This window comes from Pantoea sp. NSTU24, assembly GCF_050157905.1.
Lineage (GTDB): Bacteria > Pseudomonadota > Gammaproteobacteria > Enterobacterales > Enterobacteriaceae > Pantoea.
Map to the genome: position 1 here is coordinate 3,498,136 of NZ_JBKIWZ010000001.1, position 24,613 is coordinate 3,522,748.

Below are 24,613 nucleotides of genomic sequence, written 5' to 3' on the forward strand. Positions count from 1 at the left end.
GGTTAAGGCTTTAATGTTATTAAATTCAACGAGATAGTCTAACTATTTACTTAAAATGGAAATAGTTTTTGATTTAAGAAAATAAATGCTTATGCTCTGATCCTGTAGCGCATAAAACCAGCACCCCGTGGATCCGCTGCATTCGATCCTTTGAATACAGGAGAGCGCCAGCATGACAGACTCAGTGATCAGCCATTCCCTGATTTTCAGCCAGCCCTTTAGCCATGCCGAACAACAGGTGTTAACCCCTGAAGCGATCGTGTTTCTTGAAAGACTGGTCGCACGCTTTGCACCACAGCGTGAGGCCCTGTTATCGGCTCGTCAGCAGCGCCAGCTTCGCTACGATCAGGGTTATCTGCCAGACTTCGATATGGAAACTGCTTCCATAAGAGAAAGTGAGTGGCGCATTCAATCCATTCCGGCAGATTTGACCGACCGCCGGGTCGAGATTACCGGTCCGCCCGATCGCAAAATGGTGATTAATGCACTGAATGCTAACGTAAATGTCTTTATGGCCGACTTTGAGGATTCGCTGTCGCCGGAATGGAAAAAACTGATTGAAGGGCAGCTGACACTGCAGGAGGCGGTGCAGGGCACACTGAGGTATACCAGCGACAACGGCAAAATCTATCAGTTAAGTGCCACTCCTGCGGTCCTGATGTGCCGGGTGCGCGGCCTGCATCTGGCAGAAAAGCATGTCAGCTGGCAGGGAGAGGCGATTCCGGGCGGGCTGTTCGACTTCGCGCTCTACTTCTTCCATAACGTGCGTCCGCTGCTGGCTAAAGGCAGCGGGCCATACTTCTATCTGCCAAAAACCGAAAGCTGGCAGGAAATCGCCTGGTGGCGTGAGATCTTCAGTTTCAGTGAGGATCACTTCGATCTTCCTCGCGGAACGATCAAGGCCACAGTCCTGATCGAAACCTTACCCGCCGTTTTTCAGATGGATGAGATCCTGTGGAATCTGCGCGATCACATCACCGGCCTCAACTGCGGTCGCTGGGATTACATCTTTAGCTACATCAAAACTCTGAAACAGCATGCCGATCGCGTGCTGCCCGATCGCCAGTCCGTCACGATGGATCAGCCGTTCCTGAATGCCTATTCGCGCCTGCTGATCAAAACCTGCCATCGGCGGGGCGCGTTTGCGATGGGCGGCATGTCGGCGCTGATTCCTGCGAAAGATCCCTCACGCAACGCCTGGGTACTGCAGCGCGTAAAAGAAGACAAGCAACGTGAAGCCAGTAACGGACACGACGGCACCTGGATTGCACATCCTGGCCTGGCCGATACCGCCATGGCGGTTTTCGACGCCGCGCTGGGCGACCGGCTAAATCAGCTGCATGTCCTGCGTGAAGAGGATGCGCCTGTCACCGCAGAGCAATTGCTCGCACCCTGTCAGGGTGAGCGAACCGAAGCTGGCATGCGCGCCAACATCCGTGTCGCGCTGCACTATCTGGAGGCCTGGATCAGCGGTAATGGCTGCGTGCCGATTGACGGGCTGATGGAAGATGCAGCGACCGCAGAGATTGCGCGCACCTCTATCTGGCAATGGATTCGTCATCAGCAGCACCTCAGTAACGGCCAGCCGGTCACCGCCGGGCTGTTTCTGCGCTGGCTGAATGAAGAGCTGCACCTGCTGCAGAACGCGCTGGGCGAAACGCATTTCAGCGCCGGTCGCTATAGCGATGCGGCGCAGCTAATGGCGCAGATCACCACGGAGCGCGAGCTGGTTTCCTTTCTTACCCTGCCAGGCTATCGCCTGATCCCTTAGACAGAGGAGCATTGCCATGACACGTACTCAACAGATCGAACAACTCGAACATCTCTGGCAGACCGCACGCTGGCAGGGAATTACCCGTCCCTACAGCGCGGCAGAGGTGGTGAATCTGCGTGGATCGGTTCTGCCCGCCTGTACGCTGGCTACGCGCGGCGCGGAAAAGCTCTGGTCGCTGCTGAACGGCGGAGCGAAGAAAGGGTATGTCAACAGCCTGGGAGCGCTGACGGGCGGGCAGGCACTGCAGCAGGCGAAAGCGGGCATTGAGGCGATCTACCTCTCCGGCTGGCAGGTGGCGGCGGATGCCAACGTGGCGGGGCAGATGTATCCGGATCAGTCGCTCTATCCGGTGAACTCGGTGCCGGAGGTGGTGACACGTATTAATCAGACCTTTCAGCGCGCCGATCAGATTCAGTGGGCAAGCGGTATCGAAGCCAGCGACAGCCGCCACACTGATTTCTTTCTGCCGATCGTGGCGGACGCGGAAGCGGGATTTGGCGGTGTGCTGAATGCGTTTGAGCTGATGAAGGCGATGATTCAGGCGGGCGCGGCGGCCGTTCACTTCGAAGACCAGCTGGCGGCCGTCAAAAAATGTGGTCACATGGGCGGCAAAGTACTGGTGCCGACGCAGGAAGCAATTCAGAAGCTGGTTGCGGCACGGCTGGCTGCGGATGTGATGGGGGTACCAACCCTGCTGCTGGCCCGGACTGATGCCGATGCCGCGGATCTGCTGACCTCCGACTGCGATGAATATGATCGGCCCTTTATCCGCGGAGATCGTACGGCAGAAGGCTTCTTCCGCACGCACGCCGGAATTGAGCAGGCAATCAGCCGCGGGCTGGCCTATGCGCCTTACGCTGACATCCTGTGGTGCGAAACCTCCACGCCTGATCTGGCGATGGCGCAGCGCTTTGCCGACGCCATTCATGAACGCTTTCCGGGCAAGCTGCTGGCCTATAACTGTTCGCCATCGTTCAACTGGAAAAAGAACCTCGACGATCGCACCATCGCGACGTTCCAGCAGTCGCTCAGCGACATGGGCTATCGCTTCCAGTTCATCACGCTGGCGGGCATCCACAGCATGTGGTTCAACATGTTCGATCTGGCTCATGCCTATGCACAGGGTGAAGGCATGCGCCACTACGTTGAGAAGGTTCAGCAGCCGGAGTTCGCCGCCCGCGATCGCGGTTACAGCTTTTCCTCGCACCAGCAGGAGGTGGGCACCGGCTATTTCGATCAGGTGACCAACATCATTCAGGGTGGTAAATCATCGGTGACGGCACTGACTGGCTCCACCGAAGAGCACCAGTTCTGATCTTGTCTGCTGACTGACTCCCCGCCCGCCACGTGCAGGCGGGCACTGACCGGAGCCGATTATGCCGCCACGCGAATCGCTGATCGCCCACACCATTCTGCAGGGATTTGATGCGCAGTATGGCCGCTTCCTCGACATTACGGCTGGCGCGCAGCAGCGCTTTGAACAGGCGGAATGGCAGGCGGTGCAGCACGCCATGAAAGCCCGTATTCATCTCTATGATCACCATGTCAGCCTGGTCGCTGACCAGCTGCGGGTGCTGAACGGCGCAGCAGACTGGGATGTCAGGTTCTGGCTGCGGGTCAAGGATCACTATCAAAGCCTGCTGCCCGGCTATCCCCGGCATGAAATTGCCGAAAGCTTTTTCAATTCCGTCTACTGCCGGTTACACGGCCATGCCGATCTGCAGCCGGATCGGCTGTTTATCTTTACTTCTCAGTCCCGTACCGTGCCCGTCACGCCCTTGCGTCCGCTGTCGCGTACGTATCTGCCGCAGCGGGGCTGGCTGGCACTGGTGGATGAGGTGCTGGACGATCTGCCTCTAACGCTGCCGTGGCAGCATCGTGCACGCGATGTCGGCTGGATTGTCCGCCATCTGCAGTCGCACTTTTCCCGACTGAACCAAGGCTGGCTTGAGGTCAGCAGCGAGCTTTTTTACCGCAATAAAACTGCCTGGCTGGTGGCACGTCTGCATCTGCCGGAGGGAATCTTTCCCTGCCTGCTGCCCGTTCAGCGCAGTGACGCGGGCGAACTGTGGATCGACACCTGTCTGACCGATGTGAACGACGCCAGCATCGTTTTCGGTTTTGCCCGCGCCTATTTCATGGTCTATGCCCCGGTGCCGGCGGCGCTGGTTGCCTGGCTGCAGCCGATTCTGCCCGGCAAGACGCTGGCGGAGCGCTACATGGCAATCGGCTGCCAGAAGCACGGTAAAACCGAATGTTATCGTGAATATCTTCAGGCGCTGGCTGAGAACATGGCGGCGTTTGAGATCGCGCCCGGCGTGCGTGGCATGGTGATGCTGGTCTTTACGCTGCCAGGCTTTGACTGGGTGTTTAAGGTCATCCGGGATCGCTTTGCACCGCAAAAAGAGGTGACGGAAGCGCAGGTCCGCGCCTGTTATCAGCAGGTCAAAGAGCATGACCGCGTGGGGCGGATGGCGGATACCCAGGAATTCGAACAATTTGCGCTGCCGCTGGCGCGCCTTTCACCGGCGCTGCTGGCGGAGCTTTACGCCTGTGTGGCGGAGAAACTGCATGTCGAGGGCGATCGTTTGATCATCCGTCATCTGTGGCTGGAACGGCGTATGCAACCGCTTAATCTCTATCTGGCGCAGGCCAGCGCCGCCGGGCGTGAGCATGCCATCGACGAGTATGGCAATGCCATCAAACAGCTTGCGGCGGCGAATATCTTTCCGGGCGACATGCTGTTTAAAAACTTCGGCATCACCCGTCACGGTCGGGTGATCTTCTACGACTACGATGAAATTCGCCCGATGCAGGATCTCAACTTTCGTGAAGTGCCTGCGGCGCGCTATGAAGAGGATGAGCTCAGCGCCGAGCCGTGGTACAGCGTCGGGCCGGACGATGTCTTTCCGGAAACCTTCCGCTACGCGTTATGCAGCGAAGCCGAAACCGGCACGTTGCTGCTGGCGCTGCATCCGGAGCTATTCGATGCTGGCTGGTGGCGCGCACAGCAGCAGCGCATCGCCCAGGGCCATGTGGAAGAGGTGATCGCCTGGCGGCAGACGCAGCGTTTCAGCGTCTGCTACGCCGCTGAAGCGATTAGCGACCGCTGTACGCCAGCGTGACCTGACGTGCTTCCCGGATGACCAGCGCGCCCAGTTCAGTAATGCGGTCGTCTGTCATGCGGGCAATAGGGCCGGAAATGGAGAGCGCCGCAAACGCCTCGCCATGTTCATCATAGATAGGCGCGGCCACGCAGCGTAGCCCCAGCGCATGCTCCTCATCATCCAGCGAAAAGCCCGCTTTGCGCACCTGCGCCAGATTCTCTTTCAGGCTCTGCGGTGACATCAGGGTTTTCGGCGTGTAGTAGTGCAGTCCTTTCTGATGCAGCAGGGCCGTGACCTGATCCTCGCTCAGATGCGCCAGAAACGCTTTGCCTGCGCCTGACGCGTGCATCGGCAGCTTGCCGCCAATCGGCGCTGACATCCGCATGAGCTGGGTGCACTGCACCTGATCGATAATCACCGCCTGATGATCGCTGAGATCCAGCACCGCCAGATTGACCGTTTCGCCGGACTGCTCCATCAGGCTGCGCAGCACGGGGTGAACCAGCGCCAGCAGATTACGGCTCTGCAGGAAACTGCTGCCGACCACAAAGGCGTGGGCACCCATCGTCCAGAGTCCGAGATCGCCGACCTGGCGGACAAAGCCCTGCTGCTGCATGGTGCTGAGCAGGCGATGTGTGGTGGAGTTCGGCAGACCCGCCTGCTGCGCCAGTTCGGTCAGGGCGACGCTGCCATGTGAATCGGCAATCAGCTCCAGCAGCGTCAGGCCACGGGTCAGCGACTGTACCTGTCCCCCCGCTGGCGCGACGGCAGGTGAGCTTCGGGGTTTCTTGCCACGCTTAACGGGAACCGGCGTTGCCATCGTGTCTCTCCTTTTTCATTGTGGAAATCATTTTCGTTTTAATCGGGCGGTTTGCAAACGCTGGTTTTCTGGTCAGACCTGTAGCGTCGTGCTGAAAATGTCTTGTCTGCGGTTACTTTTTCGCCTGACCAGCTTATGCCAGAATAAAAATCGGGGTTTTCGCCAGCAGACTGACGTGAATGGGGCAACAGTGAGCAAAAAAATCGACGCGTTACATCAGCAGCTCGCACAACGCATTATGGTGCTGGATGGCGGCATGGGCACCATGATCCAGCGCTACGGGCTGGAAGAAAAGGCGTTTCGCGGCAGCCGCTTTGCTGGCTGGCCCTGCGATCTGAAAGGCAATAACGATCTGCTGGTGTTGAGTCAGCCGCAGGTGATCCGCGAGATCCATGACGCCTACCTGGCTGCAGGCGCGGATATTCTCGAAACCAACACCTTTAACGCCACGTCGATCGCGATGGCGGACTACCAGATGGAGAGCCTGGCGGCGGAGATCAATTTTGAAGCCGCCCGACTGGCACGCGCCTGCGCCGACGCGTGGACGGCCAAAACGCCGGATCGACCGCGTTATGTGGCGGGGGTGCTCGGTCCGACTAACCGCACCTGCTCGATCTCGCCGGATGTCAACGATCCCGCCTTCCGCAACATTACCTTCACCCAGCTGGTGGCGGCGTATCGCGAATCGACCCGCGCGCTGGTGGCAGGCGGGGCGGACATCATTATGATCGAAACCATATTCGATACGCTGAATGCCAAAGCGGCGGTCTATGCGGTACAGACAGAGATGGAGGCGCTGGGGGTCGCACTGCCGCTGATGATCTCCGGCACCATTACCGATGCCTCCGGCCGCACGCTCTCCGGCCAGACGACAGAAGCTTTTTACAACGCCCTGCGCCACGCGGAACCCCTCTCCTTTGGACTGAACTGTGCGCTGGGGCCGGATGAGCTGCGCCAGTATGTGGCGGAGCTGTCGCGGATCGCGGAAGGCTATGTATCCGCGCATCCCAACGCGGGCCTGCCCAATGCGTTCGGGGAGTACGATCTGGATGCCGCGCGGATGGCAGAGCAGATTGGCGAGTGGGCGAGGGCGGGATTCCTGAATATTATCGGCGGCTGCTGCGGCACCACGCCGGAGCATATCGCGGCCATGGCCCGCGTGGTGGATGGGGTCGCACCGCGTCCACTGCCGACCCTTCCGGTGGCCTGTCGTCTTTCCGGCCTGGAGCCGCTGAACATCACCGCTGAGTCGCTGTTTGTGAACGTCGGTGAGCGCACTAACGTCACCGGCTCAGCTAAATTCAGGCGGTTGATCAAAGAGGAGAAATATAGCGAGGCGCTGGAGGTGGCGCTGCAGCAGGTACAGAACGGCGCGCAGATCATCGATATCAACATGGATGAGGGGATGCTCGACGCCGAAGCGGCGATGGTGCGCTTTCTGAATCTGATCGCGGGGGAACCCGACATCGCCCGCGTGCCGATTATGATCGACTCCTCGAAATGGGCGGTGATTGAAAAGGGGCTGCAGTGCATTCAGGGCAAAGGGATTGTGAACTCGGTGTCGATGAAAGAGGGCGAAGCGGCCTTTATTTATCAGGCGCGCCAGGTGCGGCGTTACGGCGCGGCGATGGTGGTAATGGCGTTTGATGAGGTGGGCCAGGCGGACACCCGTGCCCGTAAAATTGAGATCTGTCGCCGGGCCTACCGGATCCTGACGGAGGAGGTCGGTTTCCCGCCGGAAGATATTATCTTCGACCCCAATATCTTTGCAGTCGCCACCGGCATTGATGAGCACAATAACTACGCTGCGGATTTCATCGGCGCCTGTGAAGATATCCGGCGCGAGCTGCCCCATGCGCTGATCTCCGGCGGCGTCTCCAACGTGTCGTTTTCCTTCCGTGGCAATGATCCGGTGCGTGAAGCGATACATGCGGTCTTTCTCTATTACGCCATCCGCAACGGCATGGACATGGGCATCGTCAACGCCGGTCAGCTGGCCATCTATGACGATCTGCCAGCGGAACTGCGTGACGCCGTGGAGGATGTGATTCTGAACCGGTGCGATGATGGCACCGAGCGGCTGCTGGCGCTGGCGGAGAAATATCGCGGTGGTAAAGGCGATGAGGCACAGGACCAGCAGCTGGCGGAGTGGCGCAGCTGGGCGGTCGCGAAGCGGCTGGAGTATGCGCTGGTCAAAGGGATCACGACCTTTATCGAACAGGATACCGAAGAGGCGCGCCAGCAGATGCCCCGTCCGATTGAGGTCATCGAAGGCCCCCTGATGGCGGGCATGAACGTGGTGGGCGATCTGTTCGGCGAAGGCAAAATGTTTCTGCCGCAGGTCGTGAAGTCAGCGCGCGTCATGAAGCAGGCGGTGGCGTATCTGGAACCCTTTATTGAAGCCAGTAAAGAGGCAGGGCGCAGCAATGGTAAAATCGTACTGGCTACGGTGAAAGGCGATGTGCATGACATCGGCAAGAATATTGTTGGCGTGGTGCTGCAGTGCAATAACTACGAGATTGTGGATCTCGGCGTGATGGTGCCGGGCGAGAAGATCCTCAAAACCGCGCGGGAAGTGAATGCCGATATTATCGGCTTATCGGGCCTGATCACGCCGTCGCTGGATGAGATGGTCAATATGGCAAAAGAGATGGAGCGGCAGGGCTTTACGCTGCCGCTGCTGATTGGCGGCGCGACCACCTCGAAGGCGCACACCGCCGTCAAAATTGAGCAGCACTACAGCGGCCCGACCGTCTACGTGCAGAACGCCTCACGCACCGTGGGCGTGGTGTCGTCGCTGCTCTCCCCGACCCTGAGAGAGGAATTCATCGCGCGGACCCGCAGGGAGTATGAAACCGTGCGCATCCAGCACGCGCGTAAGAAGCCCCGCACGCCGCCGATCCCGCTGCAGGCGGCGCGCGATAACGCCACCGTCATCGACTGGCAGCGCTATACGCCGCCGGTACCGCATCGGCCAGGCGTCAGTCAGGTGGAGGTGAGCATTGAGACGCTGCGCAACTACATCGACTGGACGCCCTTTTTTATGACCTGGTCGCTGGCAGGCAAATATCCCCGCATCCTGGAGGATGAGGTCGTGGGCGAAGAGGCGCAGCGTCTGTTTGCTGATGCCCAGGCAATGCTCGACAGACTGAGCGAACAGTCTCTGCTTACGCCGCGTGGCGTGATGGGTATTTTCCCGGCAAACCGGGTCGGCGATGACATCCATATCTACCGGGATGAGCGGCGCGAGGAGCTTTTGTGTGTAAGTCATCACTTACGTCAGCAGACAGAGAAAACGGACTTTGCAAACTACTGCCTGGCCGATTTTGTGGCACCGAAATCCTCAGGAAAGGCAGACTATCTGGGGGCGTTCGCGGTGACAGGCGGACTGGAAGAGGATGCGCTGGCGGAGGCCTATGACCGCCAGCATGATGATTACAACAAGATCATGGTGAAGGCGCTGGCGGACCGTCTGGCCGAAGCCTTTGCCGAATATCTGCATGAGCGGGTGCGAAAGGTGATCTGGGGCTTTGCGCCAAACGAAAATCTCAGCAATGAAGCGTTGATCCGGGAAAATTATCAGGGAATACGTCCGGCACCCGGCTATCCGGCCTGCCCGGAGCATACTGAAAAGGCCGCTATCTGGCGTCTGCTGGCGGTGGAGCAGCAGACCGGCATGAGGCTCACCGAATCTTTTGCGATGTGGCCCGGCGCGTCCGTATCAGGCTGGTATTTCAGTCATCCCGAGAGTCGCTATTTCGCTGTCGCGCAGATTCAGCGTGACCAGGTCGAGGATTATGCGGCCCGCAAAGGGATGCCGGTAAGTGAGGTGGAGCGCTGGCTGGCACCCCAACTCGGCTACGATGCGGAGTGAATAAAAAAAGCGGCCAGCGGGCCGCTTTTCTCTTCTGACGCTGTTCCCTGCGCATTAAGCTCAGGTGTGAGGCAGGTTCATCCTGAGCCCTGGTCCTCTCCGGAGCATGAAGCGGCCCGAAAGCCGCCCCTGACTTAGTTAAAGCGCGCGTCGCGATCGGAGGTCAGGTCATAGAGCTGGTACTTACGACCCAGCATCTGACCGCCATCACGCGTCAGCGGCACCCAGTTCACCTGCGCACGTCCACGCGTCGGCGTGACGGTGAAGAGGTCCATCGGGATAGAGATATAGAAGCCTTTGGTGAAGTCACCTTCACCATACTCTTCAGACGACACATTGGTTTTGGTGGCATACACGCCGACCATCACGCCGCTGTCGAAGCGCTTCGACACATCGACCGTCACGCCTTTATCTTTCGCCAGATACTGACCGACGCTGGTCTTCACCAGTACATCCTGCATGAACCATGGACGCCAGTAAGCGGTCAGGTTGCCGGTGGCCGCTTTATAGCGGTTGAACTGCATCATGTTGTCCCAGTCACGCTGACGGACGTAGTTGGCATCCACACCCACCGCCCAGTTAGCATCGACCGGACGGTAGAGCAGCTCACCGCCCACGCCGCCGTACATCGTCTCCAGATACCCGCCGTAGACCTGACCATAGAAGCCGTTACCGAGGTGGCCCATGTAGTTTGCCTGCAGATCGTTGACGTAAACGTTGTTCTCAACGTAGTCGCGGATATGGGTGCGCACGCGAGGCAGCGAGGAGTCAGCCGGAGCACCGTTGTAGTTGAACTTGTCATAGTTGTTGGCGAGGTTGCCAAACAGACTACCGCCCACCAGCAGGTGATCCGTCAGCCAGTAATCGACGTTGCCCATGACGCCGACCTGATACATATAGAAGCTTTCCGGTCCGCCCACCGACTGATTCAGCACCGGTGACAGGCTGTAGTTCAGGCGATCTTTCCGGATGAACATTCCCTGTTCCGTGTTACCCGGATCGACCGGCTCTTTGCGAACCTGCTGCAGCGGCTGCTCATGACCCAGCGGATAACCTTCCAGCTCTTTACGCAGGCTGGCGACCTGCGTTTCCGTCGTCACCTGCGGCATGTTAAAGCGCGACTCAGTGACATTGATGGTGTCGATACCCTCAGGCAGGTGGTTCATGATGATGCGGTTAGCGCGATCAACGCCTTCGCGGGTATCACGATACTTCGTCTGCTCGCCTGACACATAGAGCGTATGGCCCTGGGTCTGAATGCGCGGGCCATCCAGTCCGGCATTCTCTTTCAGCGCAACCAGCTGATCGCCCACTACTGTCGGTTCCAGCAGGGCCGGTTGGGGCTGCGGCTGATAGGCAGGCTTCGCGCTGTCGATGTGCGACTGACGCAAATCGTTAAAGTTCGTGCGGAACGTCACACCGAACATAAAGGTGTTACCGCGTTCGTAGCTGGCGTTGATGTCCGCCCAGTCGGTTACGCGATAAATCGCTCCGACGTTGAGCTTACTCCGCTGATCCAGCCGGCCCGCGAAGTCATTCTGGTAGTCGTTGCCCTCATATTCCATTTTAAGGCGCAGTGGCTGCCACGGCGTCTGATACTCCACGCCGCCAAAAAAGGCCGCTGGACCGTGGAACATCTGCGAACCGTTGATCGAGCCGGCTTCACCCACCCGTGGCCGCTGGCAGTAGCTGTCGCTGTAGGAACAGAAGGGGTTTTTCACCGTACCGCTGTTGCCGAGATAGCCCCAGCCCAGGCCCAGGGTAAAGTCGAATGGCCCCCAGGCTTTGGTCGCCACCAGATATTCGCTGTCGAACAGGCCGGTGCCGCCGAGATCGCGGGTGCCCACCGCCACTTCCGGCAGCCAGAACCCTTCCTGCCACAGGCGGAGTTTCAGGTCGAACGCTTTATCTTTATAGCTCTGGGTGCCGCTGAACTCTGATACCGCACTGTACTGGCGGGTCCGCACATCGGTATACCGCACGGTCGTCTCCAGCCACGGGAAGAGCTGCAGCGAGGCGGAGTAGTAACGATACTGGTCATTGTCGCGCGCATTGAGGCTGAACTCGCCCTCTCTGGCCATGCGGGCCGTCGGCACCTGCATCAGGCCCACGCCGCCAAAATCAGATTGTGACGGGCCCACCGGTGCGGGCCAGGTGTCCGCCTGCGCCTGACAGGCCGCCGCCACAGAAACAGCCAACAGGCTGAAGAGATAACGTTTTTTCATCAGTCTGGTATCCGGTGAGTCAGTACGGAGAGGATGCGGTCATTAAGATCGTCGCTGCTGCCTGGCAGGCTCCATGAGGAGAAGCCGAGCCAGATCACGCTGCCGGGTTCCACTTCCGCATGACGATGATTCCAGTACGCGACGGGCACCTGCTGTGTGGCCCCTGACGGCGCAATCACCGTAACAAAATTGCGTTCTGCGCCGGACAGGGCGTCATGCCCCTCCAGATAGTCGCGTACCGACTTGCCCGGCTGCCAGCTCACTTTGCCTGCGCCACGCAGTGCGCCGAGCAGCAGCACGGTGTCGGACGGGGCCTGCAGCCAGAGGTCGTAGCTGCCTTCGAGCCGGCGATTGTCTGCCGGATGCAGACGGATCCAGTCCGGATCGAGCGAGGTGAACTGACGCCCTGTGACCCTGATGGCGCTGAGCTGGCGGATCACCTCATCGAGGGTCGCGGCCCGCTCGCCACTGCTGTCACTGCGCCAGGCACGTAATGCGCCCAGCGTCTGCTGATAGTGCTGTTGTGCAACGGCGGTGGCACCGCGCTCGGCAATAAACGTGCTGCGCCAGTCCGTATTCGCCTGCAGCGGTGGCAGTGTCACCAGCTGTGAGAGATCGGCGACCTGACTCAGTTCAGCCTGACCCCCATTGTGTGGTGCATGGACAGTAACCTGCGCAGCGGCCTGCGCGCCTGCAGTGCTGAACAGGCTCAGCCCGGCCAGCAAAAAAGTGATTTTTTTCATGATTTCGCCGGCTTCAGAATGGTGGTTTCAACAGGGAAGGCATCGGCCGCCAGCATCTGATGGGCCTGCACCACATCGCCGCTGCTGTTATCGATCCAGAATGTGTTTTCCCACTCGCGATGCAGGCTGTCGATGCTCACCTGCTCATGCCAGACACGGCAGGGAATACGGTTGCCCGCGACCGTCAGCACCTCGTCGGTGCCGCGCTGGAAGGTTGAACGCACGGTCGCGCCGCGAACCTTGCCCTGTTCAGTCCATTGCACGATGCGGGTCCAGCCTGCGCCATTGCTGAAGTGCAGTGCGTCTGCCAGCGGATCCTGTTGCAGATTGCTGACGCTCAGCAGGTTATCGGTCAGGCCCAGGGTTTTCACCAGACGGCCATGCTGTGTCACCAGCATCGCCTGATCCTGCGTTACCCATTTCTGTTGACCCTGCTCGTTGTAACCCAGCACCACAAAAATGCGCGGGCCGTTGTTCAGACGAGCGTAAAGACTGGCATAGGGGAGATGACTGACCTGTTGATCGGTGACGGTGACGTCGTCCGGACCGTTAACCGCCAGCAGCAACGTCTGTTCAAGACCTTTTTGCGTTTGTGTACAGGCCTGCAGCAGCAGGCAAGCGAGCAGCAGAGGAAGTTGGCGCACTGTGTGTCCCTGATAAGTCATGCCAAAGTAAAAATAACCACACAGATGTGTGGTTATGTTTAAAAGTGCTCTGCCCGTCAGCGCTGACAACAGTACGGAAGACTACGTTGCGCCGCTGAACTACCGGTGGGTGTTCAGCCTTGCTCGTGGGTCACCGGACTGCCATCAGACATCTGCCGGTCAGCCATCAACGAGTGGTGCTCGTCGTGGTTGTGGTTGTTGTACCGGTATTCGCACCGTCACCACCGCCAGAAGCGGCAATGCCGAGCCCGACCAGCGCGCCCAGTGCGCCGATACCCACAGCGGTGGACGTGCCGGACGAGATTGCTCCCGCCTGCGCGCCTGCTGCAGTACCCGCTTCAACCGCTTCCTGCGGCGCAGCATAAGCGCCGGAGGAGACAGCAACGAGGATCAGGGCTGCACCGGCAACCAGAGTTTTTTTCATAACAACGTTTCCTGCATTGAGTGAATGAAGGATTGCTGACCGGCAACACGAATGATGCAGATAATCTGCTCTTCGTGTGACGGACAGGCCCATTGCGGGCGCGTTCATTATAGGGCAACAAAATATCAGAGTTCAGTGCCATAAAAACCAGGGCAAAAAGCGGCATGATGACGTGATTTAATGAGCTGTATTGGCGATAACTGCTCTTTATATAGGACGGGTTCAGAAGGATACCCGATATTCCGCTGCCTGCTACGCTGTTGCAAAGCGTAATCTTCTTTTTTATTTATATCTGGTACGGAATAAGAATAATCAGAATTTACTCAAAATAGCTGAAATTAAATCCGCTTAATAATCAAAAGGTAATATGCGGAGTGGGGTAATTTCAGGGCCAGTTTAAACTGAATAACTGGCAGGTTTATCGCTTCAGGATCAGAATTACCTCAGGCTGTTTTAAGACTTTTCCCGTCTTCTTTCTCACCGGTAAAAGAATAACTGGCTCGTTACGCGGTAAAAACAGAAAAAAAAGGGCAGCACAGTCGCTGCCCTGTTTATTTGTCGCCAGTTAACGCCAGGACTTATAGCGGTTAATTAAGGCATTGGTGGAGCTGTCGTGCGAGGTAATGTCGTCGTCGTTTTCCAGTTCCGGCAGAATGCGGTTTGCCAGCTGCTTACCTAATTCCACACCCCACTGATCGAAGGTAAAGATATTCAGGATAGCGCCCTGAGTGAAGATTTTGTGCTCATACAGGGCAATCAGTGCGCCCAGGCTGTAAGGCGTAATCTCACGCAGCAGAATGGAGTTGGTCGGACGGTTACCCTCAAATACCTTGAACGGCACGATATGGGCCACAGATTCAGCAGACTTACCGGCATCGGTAAACTCTTTTTCTACCACGTCGCGTGACTTACCAAACGCCAGCGCCTCAGTCTGGGCAAAGAAGTTTGAGAGCAGTTTCGGATGGTGATCCGCAAGCGCATTGTGGGTAATGGCTGGCGCAATGAAGTCACACGGAATCAGCTTGGTGCCCTGATGGATCAGCTGATAGAAAGCATGCTGACCGTTGGTGCCCGGTTCGCCCCAGATGATAGGGCCGGTCTGATAATCCACCGGATGGCCGTCGCGATCCACATACTTGCCATTCGACTCCATATTGCCCTGCTGGAAATAGGCAGCAAAGCGATGCATGTACTGGTCGTAAGGCAGAATGGCTTCGGTTTCGGCACCGAAGAAGTTGTTGTACCAGATGCCAATCAGTGCCAGCAGGATCGGCAGGTTCTGTTCCGCCGGGGCAGAGGCGAAGTGCTGGTCCATGGCGTGTGCGCCGCTCAGCAACTGCTCGAAGTTGTCGAAACCGATGGACAGGATGATCGACAAACCGATGGCTGACCAGAGTGAATAGCGGCCGCCGACCCAGTCCCAGAATTCAAACATATTGTTAGTGTCGATACCAAATTCACCCACCGCTTTGGCGTTGGTCGACAAAGCCGCGAAGTGTTTCGCAACGTGCTGCTGATCACCGGCTGTCTTCAGGAACCAGTCGCGCGCGCTGTGGGCGTTGGTCATGGTTTCCTGCGTGGTGAAGGTCTTTGAGGCCACCAGGAACAGCGTGGTTTCCGGGCTGAGATCTTTCAGCGTTTCGGCGATGTGGGTGCCGTCAACGTTGGAGACAAAATGCATGTTCAGATGGTTTTTGTACGGGCGCAGCGCTTCCGTCACCATAAACGGTCCCAGATCGGAGCCGCCGATACCGATATTCACCACGTCGGTGATTGGCTTGCCGGTATAGCCTTTCCACTCGCCGCTGATGATGCGTTCAGAGAAGGCTTTCATCTTCTCCAGCACCGCATTGACTTCTGGCATCACATCCTTGCCATCCACCAGAATCGGCGTGTTGCTCCGGTTGCGCAGGGCGACGTGCAGCACCGCACGATCTTCGGTGCGGTTAATTTTCTCGCCCGAAAACATCGCGTGAATGGCACTGCTCAGATCGGTCTCTCTGGCCAGCGCCTGTAGCTTATCGAGGGTTTCCTGGGTGATGCGGTTTTTGGAGAAATCCACCAGCATCTGATCATCAAAGGTGGCAGAGAATTTGGCAAAACGATCGGCATCCTGGGCAAACAGGTCGGCAATTTCCACCGATTTCATCTGCTCAAAATGCTGTTGCAGCGCTGTCCAGGCTGCGGTTTGTGTCGGATTGATATTTTTCATGGCAACACTCTTGTTGATATTAAGAACCGTCATTCCATCGGGGGCAGATCCTGCCCGTTTAGCGTTTCAGTATGACCACAGTTGTAACTGAAAGGGAAAAATTTTGTCAGTGCCCGGCGGGCTGGTGCACGCCACACCGGCTGCTTATCGCCAGCATTGCGTGGCGCGAAGCACCCGTGCGGCGCCGATTCATCTCGCGGCAAAGTGTGCCGCAGAAGCCGGTGAAAAACGTTGTGCGTTATCAGGGATTGCTGCACAGGCTGAACCCATTAAGCACTGTAGCCGCTGCGCCACAGGCTGATTTGTTTTCTGATGCGGCAATCGGGCCTTACTGACATTGACAGCAGGGCCAGAAAAGGCTAGATCTATGCGCCTACTTGCGCACCTGTGCGCAAGCCAGAAGAGGCGCGTCGCCCAGGCAGTGTGTTGGAGGAACCGTATCCGGTGAAAACACATGATGGGGAGCGACGCCGAGGTGGTTCAACACGCGGTGTGTTGTCTGTCGGCTACAGGGGCTGAATCCTCTGGGTTGTCACCAGAAACGTCTGCAGTCGACGTTTCGCAAGGTGGGGCGCTTCTGGGTGACTCGTCTATCCGATCTGGTCTGCCCGTTTCTGCTCTTTCCTTGTGCCTGGCTGAAAGAATGTTTCTCGACCCTTTCTGCGGCGAGAACAAGATAACCTGACACGAGGTCCTACATGTCTCAAACTCTGATTGTGGCAAAATTCGGCGGCACCAGCGTGGCCGATTTTGAAGCGATGAACCGCAGTGCCGATGTCGTCCTGCAGGATGCGAATACGCGTCTGGTCGTGCTTTCCGCCTCCGCGGGCATTACCAATCTGCTGGTGGCGCTGGCGGAAGGGCAGCCAGCTGCCCAGCGCGCGGTGCTCCTTGAGGATATCCGCCGCATCCAGTACGCCATCGTCGACCGTCTGCAGCGTCCGGCTGTCATCCGTGATGAAATCGACCGGATGATCGACAATATCAGCATGCTTTCCGAAGCCGCTTCGCTGGCTAACTCACATGCCCTGACCGATGAACTGGTCAGCCACGGCGAGCTGATGTCTACGCTGCTGTTTGTGGAAATTCTGCGTGAACGTCAGGTGAACGCCGAGTGGTTTGATGTCCGCAAAGTGATGCGAACAGATGACCACTTTGGCCGCGCCGCGCCGGATGTCGCGGTGCTGGCGGAGCAGGCGACGGCACAGTTGCAGCCTCGCATCACAGAGGCGCTGGTCGTGACACAGGGCTTTATCGGCAGCGAAAGTGAAGGGCGCACCACGACCTTAGGACGTGGCGGCAGTGATTACACAGCGGCGCTGCTGGGTGAAGCCCTCAACGCGGCGCGGGTGGATATCTGGACCGATGTGCCGGGGATTTATACAACCGATCCGCGCGTGGTGCCGACGGCAAAACGCATCGATGAGATCACGTTCGAAGAAGCGGCCGAAATGGCGACCTTCGGGGCGAAAGTGCTGCATCCGGCAACGCTGCTGCCCGCCGTACGTCGCGGCATTCCGGTCTTTGTCGGTTCCAGCAAGGACCCGGCAGCGGGCGGCACCCGCGTCTGCAATGAAACCCGCAACCCGCCGCTGTTCCGGGCACTGGCGCTGCGCCGCAAGCAGACGCTGCTCACGCTGCACAGCCTGAATATGCTGCACACGTTTGGCTTCCTCGCCGAACTCTTCGCGATTCTGGCGCGTCACAACGTCTCTGTTGATCTCATCACCACCTCCGAAGTGAGCGTGGCGCTGACCCTGGATACCACCGGATCCACCTCGACCAGTGGCAGCCTGCTGACCCAGGCGCTGCTGACTGAACTCTCGTCGCTGTGCCGGGTTGAAGTGGAAGAAGATCTGGCGCTGGTGGCGATTATCGGTAACCAGCTGTCAAAAGCCTGCGGCGTCGGCAAAGAGGTGTTTGGGGTGCTCGACCCCTTCAATCTGCGGATGATCTGCTACGGTGCCAGCAGCTACAACCTCTGCTTCCTGGTGCCCGGCAACGACGCTGAAAGCGTGGTACGGACGCTGCATCACAATCTGTTCGAGTAAGTCCTTTGTTCTCAGGCCGCCTTCACGCGGCCTGAGAACCTGACTGAACGGGCCGCTTCTGGACGGGCATTTAGCGTTAGGTGTCCTGCGCATGTAATCGATCGTTACTGTATCTTTTCCTCATCAGAGGGCAATGCTCGCATTCGTGCATCTGCGTCGCACCCGTCACTGAACTGATTTATTTCACGACAGTGAATATCAGATAACCCGGGGCGGCGGGCGGTTGCAGGCGTAGCTTTCTGCTCACAGCTTTTCGGGAGCGGGACATCAGCTTCGCGGATGGGGCACACGCTCAGCTGTGGATGCTCTGGTGAATATCCGTTGCTGGTGGTGCGATCTTCCACGGTTAATCGGTAAAAGCAGCGTAATTTCGTCAATATTCTGTGGATCGGCAGCAGTCGATCCCTATTTTACCGCCTTCTTCTCTCTTCGCCTTACGTCCCGATCATGAGATGTTATGATTCCGCCCTCGTCACGGCAGTCGTTCCTGCATGACGTATCGCTAAGGCAACTCTGCATAAAACATAACATTCTTATAAGGAAGTCTGGCTATGCTCGCCACCCTGACCCGCCTGTTCCCGCTCTGGGCCGTGTTGTTATCTGCCGCTGCGTATTTCTCGCCTGGCACCTTTCTCGGCATCGGACCCTGGGTCACTTATCTGCTGATGCTGATTATGTTCGGCATGGGGGTGACACTGAATATTGATGATTTTAAACGGGTACTCATCCGGCCTGCGCCGGTCATCGCCGGTACCTTTCTGCACTATCTGGTTATGCCGCTCGCGGCGTGGGGACTGGCAAAACTGTTCAATATGCCGCCCGATCTGGCCGCCGGCATGATTCTGGTCGGCAGCGTAGCCAGCGGAACCGCCAGCAACGTCATGATCTATCTGGCAAAAGGCGATGTGGCGCTGTCAGTGACCATCTCCTCGGTTTCCGCTCTGGTGGGTGTTTTCGCGACGCCGCTGCTGACCCGGTTCTACGTCGATACCCACATTCAGGTGGATGTGGCAGGCATGCTACTGAGCATCGTGAAGATCGTCGTAATCCCGATTACCCTGGGACTGATCATTCATCACAGCATGAACAGCGTGGTTCGCCGCGTGGAGCCGTGGCTGCCTGCATTTTCGATGATCTGCATTCTGCTGATCATCAGTGCGGTTGTGGCGGGCAGCCAGGGCTTTATCGGCTCGGTGGGTCTGATGGTGATAGCGGCGGTGATCCTGCATAACGCGATCGGCCTGCTGGGCGGTTACTGGGGCGGTAAGCTGTTTGGCTTTGATGAGTCAACCTGCCGCACCCTGGCGCTGGAGGTGGGCATGCAAAACTCCGGTCTGGCGGCGACGCTGGGCAAACTCTACTTCTCGCCGCTGGCAGCTCTGCCAGGCGCGCTGTTCTCGGTGTGGCATAACCTCTCCGGCTCACTGCTGGCGGGCTACTGGTCAGGCAAACCGATCAAAAAGCAGGCCCCGTAACGTCACAGGATAGTGGGATGATCCCGGTTGCGTCACCCTCCGGCGCAATCGGCGATTCAGGACCTATTCATAATCACGCTCATCGTCAGGCTGTTCCAGCACGGTATAGGCCACGCTGCAGAACAGAGAGTTCAGACGTTTCATATCCCCGAGCAGACCGAGATGCAGTGAACTGGTTTCGATGCTCTGCACGTTCTGCTGGTGCAGACGGTCAACGTGCGTGTGTGAATAGCGACGAATGATCAGGCGGAAGCGATGTTTCGCACGACGCAGACGTCTGGCGCTGGTGACATCGTGCGACAAAAACACGGACAGACTCATCCGGAGGTTGGCGAGCAGCAGCTCCTGCAGGGTCTCCAGCTCTTTCAATCCCTCCGCAGAAAAGGTGCGGCCTGCCGCCAGTGACTTATCCGCGACATCACCACTCATCCGCTCGATGATGTCCCCGGCCTGCTCCAGATTCAGCGACATCTCGATGATCTCTCCCCAGCGACGCGAATCCTCTTCAGGCAGATCCTCTTTCGGCATCCGTGCCAGATAGAGCTTGATGGCGGTGTAGAGGACATCCACATCGTCATCCAGCCGCCTGACCGTGCGCGCCTCGCGGGATTCGCCATGCACCACTCTGCCGAAGGCCTCCAGCATCTGCTCCAGCACATCCCCGATACGCAGTGCTTCGCGGGCCGCATTAACCAGGGCCAGGGCAGGGGTATCCAGCGCGCTGCGATCGAGATGCTTCGGTTTGAGGTGCAGCGCGGTATCCACATCGTCGGCAATCAGCCGACGACAGAGACGCGCCATCTGGTCAGTCAGAGGCACCATCAGCACACAGCGGATCAGGTTGTAAAACACATGGAAGAAAATCACCAACTCTTCGTCATTAACCGGCAGCTTATCAAGCCAGCTCGCCACCGTATCGACAAAGGGCAGAACCAGGATACAGCCGATCAATTTGAACAACAGGCTGCCCAGCGCCACGCGCTTGCCCGCTGCATTCGAGCCGCTGGCGTTGATCATCGCCAGCAGGCCACTGCCAAGATTGGCCCCGATCACCAGGCAGAGCGCCACCTTGAACGAGATCACACCTGTGGCGGTCAGCGTGGCGGTGATCAGCACGGCGGCCAGGCTGGAGTAACTGATGATGGCAAAGAGCGCGCCCAGCAGCGCATCAAGCATTACGTCACCGGTCAGGCTGGAGAAGAGTACCTGCACACCGGCGGCCTGGGTTATCGGGCGCGCTGCGGTGACGATCAGCTGCAGCGCGAGCAGGATCAGACCCAGGCCGATGCTGGCGCGGCCCAGCTGACCGGCGCGCGTCTGCTTGCGGCCGAGAAAAAACACCACGCCAAAGAAGATAAACAGCGGGGAGAGCCACGAGAGATCAAATGTCAGAATACGCGCCATGATTGCCGTGCCGACATCGGCCCCCAGGATCACCACCAGCGCGGGTGTCAGGCTGACCAGGTTCTGCGCCACGAAAGAGGTAACCAGCAGGGTCGTTGCATTACTGCTCTGCACCAGCGTGGTGACGCCAATGCCCGCCAGAAAGGCCATGGGTTTTTTTTCGATGCTGCGGCTCAGAACCCGCCGCAGATCCGCGCCGTAGACCCGCATGATACCGGTTCGCACGATGTGGGTGCCCCAGACCAGCAGGGCCACAGCAGAGAGCAGATTAAGCAGAGTTAACACGGGGCGTCGCTCCTCGTTCGTCAGGCGCAAAGCACAGACTGCCAGCCTGACGGGAAGCGCAATCTGCAAAGGGGATTGCCGCGCTGTGCGTGATTTTTTCCTGTGTTTTAAGCCACCTGGCGCAAAGTCGACATCTCCAATTGTAGACCAATCTGACTGCCAGCGGGGTGCAAATCAGCCGCCGACCGGTTAAGCACATCCACCGAAAGTTCAACCTCGTTTGCCCGGATACGGTAGCGGATGACATTGCCCAGCAGGCTGTGGCTGAGAATTTCAGCCGGAATCCCCTGGCCTGGCGTGGTAAACCGCATCGATTCAGGGCGAATAGCGACCTGGCTGGTGAAAGACTGGCCGGTCAGCCGCGTTGCCTCTCCGGCGCTCAGCAGGTTGTAGTTGCCAATAAACCCGGCGGCAAAAAGGTCGACCGGCTGCGTATAAAGCGCCTCCGCATCGCCGTTCTGCACGATTTTCCCGCGATTCATCAGCACGATACGGTCTGAGAGCGTCAGCGCCTCCTCCTGATCGTGAGTGACAAAGAGCGTGGTCAGATTCAGCTCGCGCTGGATGCGTCGGATCTGATCGCGCAGATGGCGACGAATGCGCGCATCCAGCGCCGACAGTGGTTCATCCAGCAGCAGCAGACGCGGGCGTGTCACCAGTGAACGCGCCAGCGCCACACGCTGACACTGCCCGCCCGAGAGCTGATGCGGATAACGGCGTGCATAGTCACTCAGTTCCACCAGCTCCAGCCCCTCCATAACCCGCTGACGGATCTCTGCCTCGGGCAGCTTCTGCATTTTCAGGCCAAACGCGACGTTCTTCTCTACCGTCATGTTAGGAAACAGCGCATAGCTCTGAAACACCATGCCGATTGCCCGCTTCTGCGGGGTCAGCGGCACAATATCTTTGCCCGCCAGCCGGATTTCACCGCTGTCGACGCCGGTTAATCCCGCCAGACAGCGCAGCAGCGTCGATTTGCCGCAGCCGCTGGGGCCCAGCAGGGTGACAAATTCCCCTTCTGCGGCGCTGAAATCGATCTGCTCAAAAATGGGTGTGGGCCCATAGGACTTGTTCAGCTCTCTGACTTCCAGATAACTCATATTCAGCCTCGTTCAGGATTCAGGGCGTTAGCCAGCCAGGTGACCAGCAGCACGACGACAAAATAGGAGATCACCAGTGCGCTGGTGAAGTGACCGCTGCCGTTGCGCATGTTGAAGAGGTAGACCTGCAGGGTTTCGTAGCGGTTGCCGACCAGCAGATTGGCGAAGACAAATTCACCAATCAGAAAGGAGAACGAGAGCAGTACGGCAATCAGCATTCCTTTGCGCAGGTTGGGCAGCACGACCCACAGCGCCGCCTGCCGGGTGCTGGCACCGAGCATCTGTGCGGCATCAATCAGCTCTTTGAGGTTGATGGCCTGCATATTGTTTGCCAGCGCCCGATAGATAAAGGGCAGCGCGATAGTGAAATAGCAGCCGATTAAAATCCAGGGTGTACCGGTCAGCATCAGCGGGGAGGCAGAATAAAGTTGCAGCAGGCCTACCGAGGAAACCACAGGCGGCACGGCGAACGGCATCAGGATCAGCACGTTCATCACCGCATCCAGCCGGGGATAGTAGTAAGCGATCACAAACATGGCAGGCAGCACCAGCACCAGTGAGAAGAGCAGTGCGCCGAAACAGATCAGCAGAGAGTGCCCCAGCGCCGTCAGAAAGCGCGGATCGCTCCAGAGCTGGATAAACCACTTCAGGCTATAGCCCTGCGGCAGAATGGTGTTGCTCCAGTCGGATGAGAGCGCATAGAGCAGCGTGGCCAGCAGCGGCAACGCCAGCAGGGTAAAAAGCAGCCCGACCATGATGCGGTGATAGAGATGTTCGGCGCGTGACATGGCGGCTCCTTTCATGGCTGCTTTGCATTGAGATAGCTGCGGCGCACCAGATACTGCTGCACCAGGGTGATCAGCGCCATGATCGCCACCAGCAGCATGGCCAGTGCACTGCCGGTGTTTGGGTCCAGCGAAATATCGCCGGAAACCAGCGCGGCAATGCGCACCGGCACCACGTTGAAGTTGCCGGTCGTCAGGGCGTAAATCGTGGCGTAAGCGCCCAGCGCATTCGCCAGCAGGATGACAAAGGTTCCGATTAGCGCCGGAAAGAGAATCGGCAGGCCGATGTGCCACCCGTAGCGCCAGCGGCTGGCACCCAGCAGCGCCGCCGATTCCTGCCACTCTTTCTTCAGCCCGTCGAACGCCGGATAGAGCAGCAGCACGCCAAGCGGGATCTGGAACCAGGTGTAGACCAGCACCATGCCGTTGCGCGAGAAGAGCCGGAAGCTCTCGACCACACCATAGTGGCGCAGCAGCAGCGTCAGACAGCCGTTCAGCCCCAGCAGTATTACAAAGGCAAAGGCCAGCGGCACACCGGCAAAGTTGCTGGTCATGTTAGTAAAGGAGAGCAGAAAGCGCTGCAGCCGTCCGCCGCCGATCTGATGCAGTGAATAGCCGGTCACCAGCGCAATCAGTAATCCATACAGACTTGACCAGAGGGAAATATCCAGCGAAAAGCGGAACGCCTGCTGATAGAAAGGCGAGGTCAGGATATCCTGATAGTTATCCCAGCCCCACCGGCTGTTCATCTCACTCCAGAAGCTGTTGATGGCGATCCACAATAGCGGTGCCAGCTGAAAAGCGACCCAGAACAGGGTAAAAGGCAGTAGCAGCAATAGCGCAATCCCTTTACCTTTCATTGTGACCGCTCCGCCAGCAGTCCGCGACAGACCGGCTTATCATGCGCGACCGCCAGCAGCTCACACAGGGTGCCGCAGAGATCGGTCTGCTGCGGTGCAAGGTCCGGCTGCAGCGAGAATGCGCGGCCAAAAACAAACAGCGGCACGGTGGTCTCCTCCGGCAGAATGCCGCCGTGGGAGCGATCGTCGTTCATGCCATGGTCAGCCGTGACCATTACCTGGTAACCCTCCGCCAGCCATTGCGGCATCCATTGCGAGAGCAGGCCATCGGCGATGCGCGCCCGGTTGCGATACTGTGGTGAGCAGAGCCCTGACTTATGCCCGGCATCGTCGATGTTCATTGGGTGAATCAACAGAAAATCAGGATCGTGACGCAGCCGCAGGCTCTCTGCATCTTCAAACAGATGCGAGTCGGGATAGCTGTCGTCAGAGTAAAAATGGCCATACTGAATGGGCAGGTCCGGCGCGTCAGTATGACGGTCGCGCGCCGGAACGAACGGTGTCCGGTTATACAGCTCACTCACCCAGTGGTAGGCAGCGGCCGCCGTTGTCAGTCCGGCGGCCCGCGCAAAGTGAAACACGCTGCGTTCGCGACTCAACCGGCTGACGCCGTTATGAATAATGCCGCTTCTGACCGGCGGAACACCGGTCAGGATGCACTCATAAAGCGGGCGCGACAGGGACGGCAGCTCACAGGTCATACGGTAATAGAAGCCGTTGCCCTGCGAACATTCGGCGTGCAGGTAACCCATTGCATGTTGCGCGACCTGATTGCTCAGACCGTCCAGCACCACCAGGATCGTTTTCAT

General features: G+C 58.3%; 17 protein-coding genes and 1 riboswitch. Of the genes, 6 read left to right on the forward strand and 11 right to left on the reverse strand.

The genetic code is table 11. The features are described from left to right. The first annotated feature begins 172 nt into the window (after window positions 1–172). The 3 genes from aceB (at window position 173) to aceK (ending at window position 4,899) form a co-directional block, all read left to right on the forward strand. Entirely contained in the window at window positions 173–1,771 is a 1,599-nt protein-coding gene (gene aceB, locus ACLHDD_RS16620) for a malate synthase A (protein ID WP_427104932.1), read from the forward strand. 16 nt (window positions 1,772–1,787) lie between these two features. Further along, window positions 1,788–3,089, forward strand: a complete 1,302-nt coding sequence (gene aceA, locus ACLHDD_RS16625; RefSeq protein ID WP_427104933.1) for an isocitrate lyase — start codon at window positions 1,788–1,790, stop codon at window positions 3,087–3,089. A 61-nt stretch (window positions 3,090–3,150) separates the two neighbouring features. Then, window positions 3,151–4,899: a bifunctional isocitrate dehydrogenase kinase/phosphatase gene (gene aceK / locus ACLHDD_RS16630; RefSeq protein ID WP_427104934.1), complete on the forward strand. Its 1,749-nt coding sequence runs from the start codon at window positions 3,151–3,153 to the stop codon at window positions 4,897–4,899. On the opposite strand, the gene iclR is transcribed toward aceK, so the two are convergent. After that, window positions 4,874–5,701, reverse strand: coding sequence for a glyoxylate bypass operon transcriptional repressor IclR (iclR, locus tag ACLHDD_RS16635; RefSeq protein ID WP_427104935.1), 828 nt, complete (start codon window positions 5,699–5,701; stop codon window positions 4,874–4,876). The genes aceK and iclR overlap by 26 nt on opposite strands. A 190-nt stretch (window positions 5,702–5,891) precedes the next feature. On the opposite strand from iclR, the gene metH reads away from it, so the two are divergent. Continuing rightward, window positions 5,892–9,575, forward strand: a complete 3,684-nt coding sequence (gene metH, locus ACLHDD_RS16640; RefSeq protein ID WP_427104936.1) for a methionine synthase — start codon at window positions 5,892–5,894, stop codon at window positions 9,573–9,575. A 134-nt stretch (window positions 9,576–9,709) separates the two neighbouring features. Here the strand turns inward: metH and ACLHDD_RS16645 are convergent, their stop codons facing one another. The 5 genes from ACLHDD_RS16645 to pgi all read right to left on the reverse strand — a co-directional run bounded on the left by ACLHDD_RS16645 (window position 9,710) and on the right by pgi (window position 15,844). Continuing rightward, window positions 9,710–11,800 carry a YjbH domain-containing protein gene (locus ACLHDD_RS16645; RefSeq protein ID WP_427104937.1) on the reverse strand — a complete coding sequence of 697 codons (2,091 nt, stop codon included), beginning with the start codon at window positions 11,798–11,800 and terminating at the stop codon, window positions 9,710–9,712. Further along, a complete protein-coding gene (locus ACLHDD_RS16650) occupies window positions 11,800–12,543 on the reverse strand; it encodes a capsule biosynthesis GfcC family protein (RefSeq protein ID WP_427104938.1) in 744 nt (247 codons plus the stop codon). The genes ACLHDD_RS16645 and ACLHDD_RS16650 overlap by 1 nt, the downstream gene beginning before the upstream one ends. Continuing rightward, entirely contained in the window at window positions 12,540–13,187 is a 648-nt protein-coding gene (locus ACLHDD_RS16655; protein ID WP_427104939.1) for a YjbF family lipoprotein, read from the reverse strand. The genes ACLHDD_RS16650 and ACLHDD_RS16655 overlap by 4 nt, the downstream gene beginning before the upstream one ends. A gap of 187 nt (window positions 13,188–13,374) precedes the next feature. Next, window positions 13,375–13,632 (reverse strand): exopolysaccharide production protein YjbE, encoded by a 258-nt coding sequence (gene yjbE, locus ACLHDD_RS16660; RefSeq protein ID WP_427104940.1) that lies wholly within the window; start codon window positions 13,630–13,632, stop codon window positions 13,375–13,377. Between the two features lie 565 nt (window positions 13,633–14,197). Continuing rightward, window positions 14,198–15,844: a glucose-6-phosphate isomerase gene (gene pgi / locus ACLHDD_RS16665; protein WP_427104941.1), complete on the reverse strand. Its 1,647-nt coding sequence runs from the start codon at window positions 15,842–15,844 to the stop codon at window positions 14,198–14,200. Window positions 15,845–16,236: 392 nt separating this feature from the next. Continuing rightward, window positions 16,237–16,429: riboswitch (Lysine riboswitch) on the forward strand. A 113-nt stretch (window positions 16,430–16,542) separates the two neighbouring features. On the opposite strand from pgi, the gene lysC reads away from it, so the two are divergent. Beyond that, window positions 16,543–17,895 (forward strand): lysine-sensitive aspartokinase 3, encoded by a 1,353-nt coding sequence (gene lysC, locus ACLHDD_RS16670; RefSeq protein ID WP_427104942.1) that lies wholly within the window; start codon window positions 16,543–16,545, stop codon window positions 17,893–17,895. Between the two features lie 551 nt (window positions 17,896–18,446). Further along, window positions 18,447–19,370 (forward strand): ketopantoate/pantoate/pantothenate transporter PanS, encoded by a 924-nt coding sequence (panS, locus tag ACLHDD_RS16675; protein WP_427104943.1) that lies wholly within the window; start codon window positions 18,447–18,449, stop codon window positions 19,368–19,370. Window positions 19,371–19,433: 63 nt separating this feature from the next. Here panS and ACLHDD_RS16680 read toward each other — a convergent pair whose 3' ends face one another. From ACLHDD_RS16680 to ACLHDD_RS16700, 5 genes are all read right to left on the reverse strand, one after another. Further along, on the reverse strand, window positions 19,434–21,059 hold the full coding sequence (locus ACLHDD_RS16680) for a Na/Pi cotransporter family protein (RefSeq protein ID WP_427104944.1): 1,626 nt from the start codon (window positions 21,057–21,059) through the stop codon (window positions 19,434–19,436). Window positions 21,060–21,166: 107 nt separating this feature from the next. Beyond that, entirely contained in the window at window positions 21,167–22,159 is a 993-nt protein-coding gene (locus tag ACLHDD_RS16685; RefSeq protein ID WP_427104945.1) for an ABC transporter ATP-binding protein, read from the reverse strand. Between the two features lie 2 nt (window positions 22,160–22,161). Next, window positions 22,162–22,947 carry an ABC transporter permease gene (locus tag ACLHDD_RS16690; protein WP_427104946.1) on the reverse strand — a complete coding sequence of 262 codons (786 nt, stop codon included), beginning with the start codon at window positions 22,945–22,947 and terminating at the stop codon, window positions 22,162–22,164. An 11-nt stretch (window positions 22,948–22,958) separates the two neighbouring features. After that, window positions 22,959–23,804 (reverse strand): ABC transporter permease, encoded by an 846-nt coding sequence (locus ACLHDD_RS16695; protein WP_427104947.1) that lies wholly within the window; start codon window positions 23,802–23,804, stop codon window positions 22,959–22,961. Beyond that, on the reverse strand, window positions 23,801–24,613 hold the full coding sequence (locus ACLHDD_RS16700; protein WP_427104948.1) for an alkaline phosphatase family protein: 813 nt from the start codon (window positions 24,611–24,613) through the stop codon (window positions 23,801–23,803). Before ACLHDD_RS16700 ends, ACLHDD_RS16695 begins: the two co-directional genes overlap by 4 nt.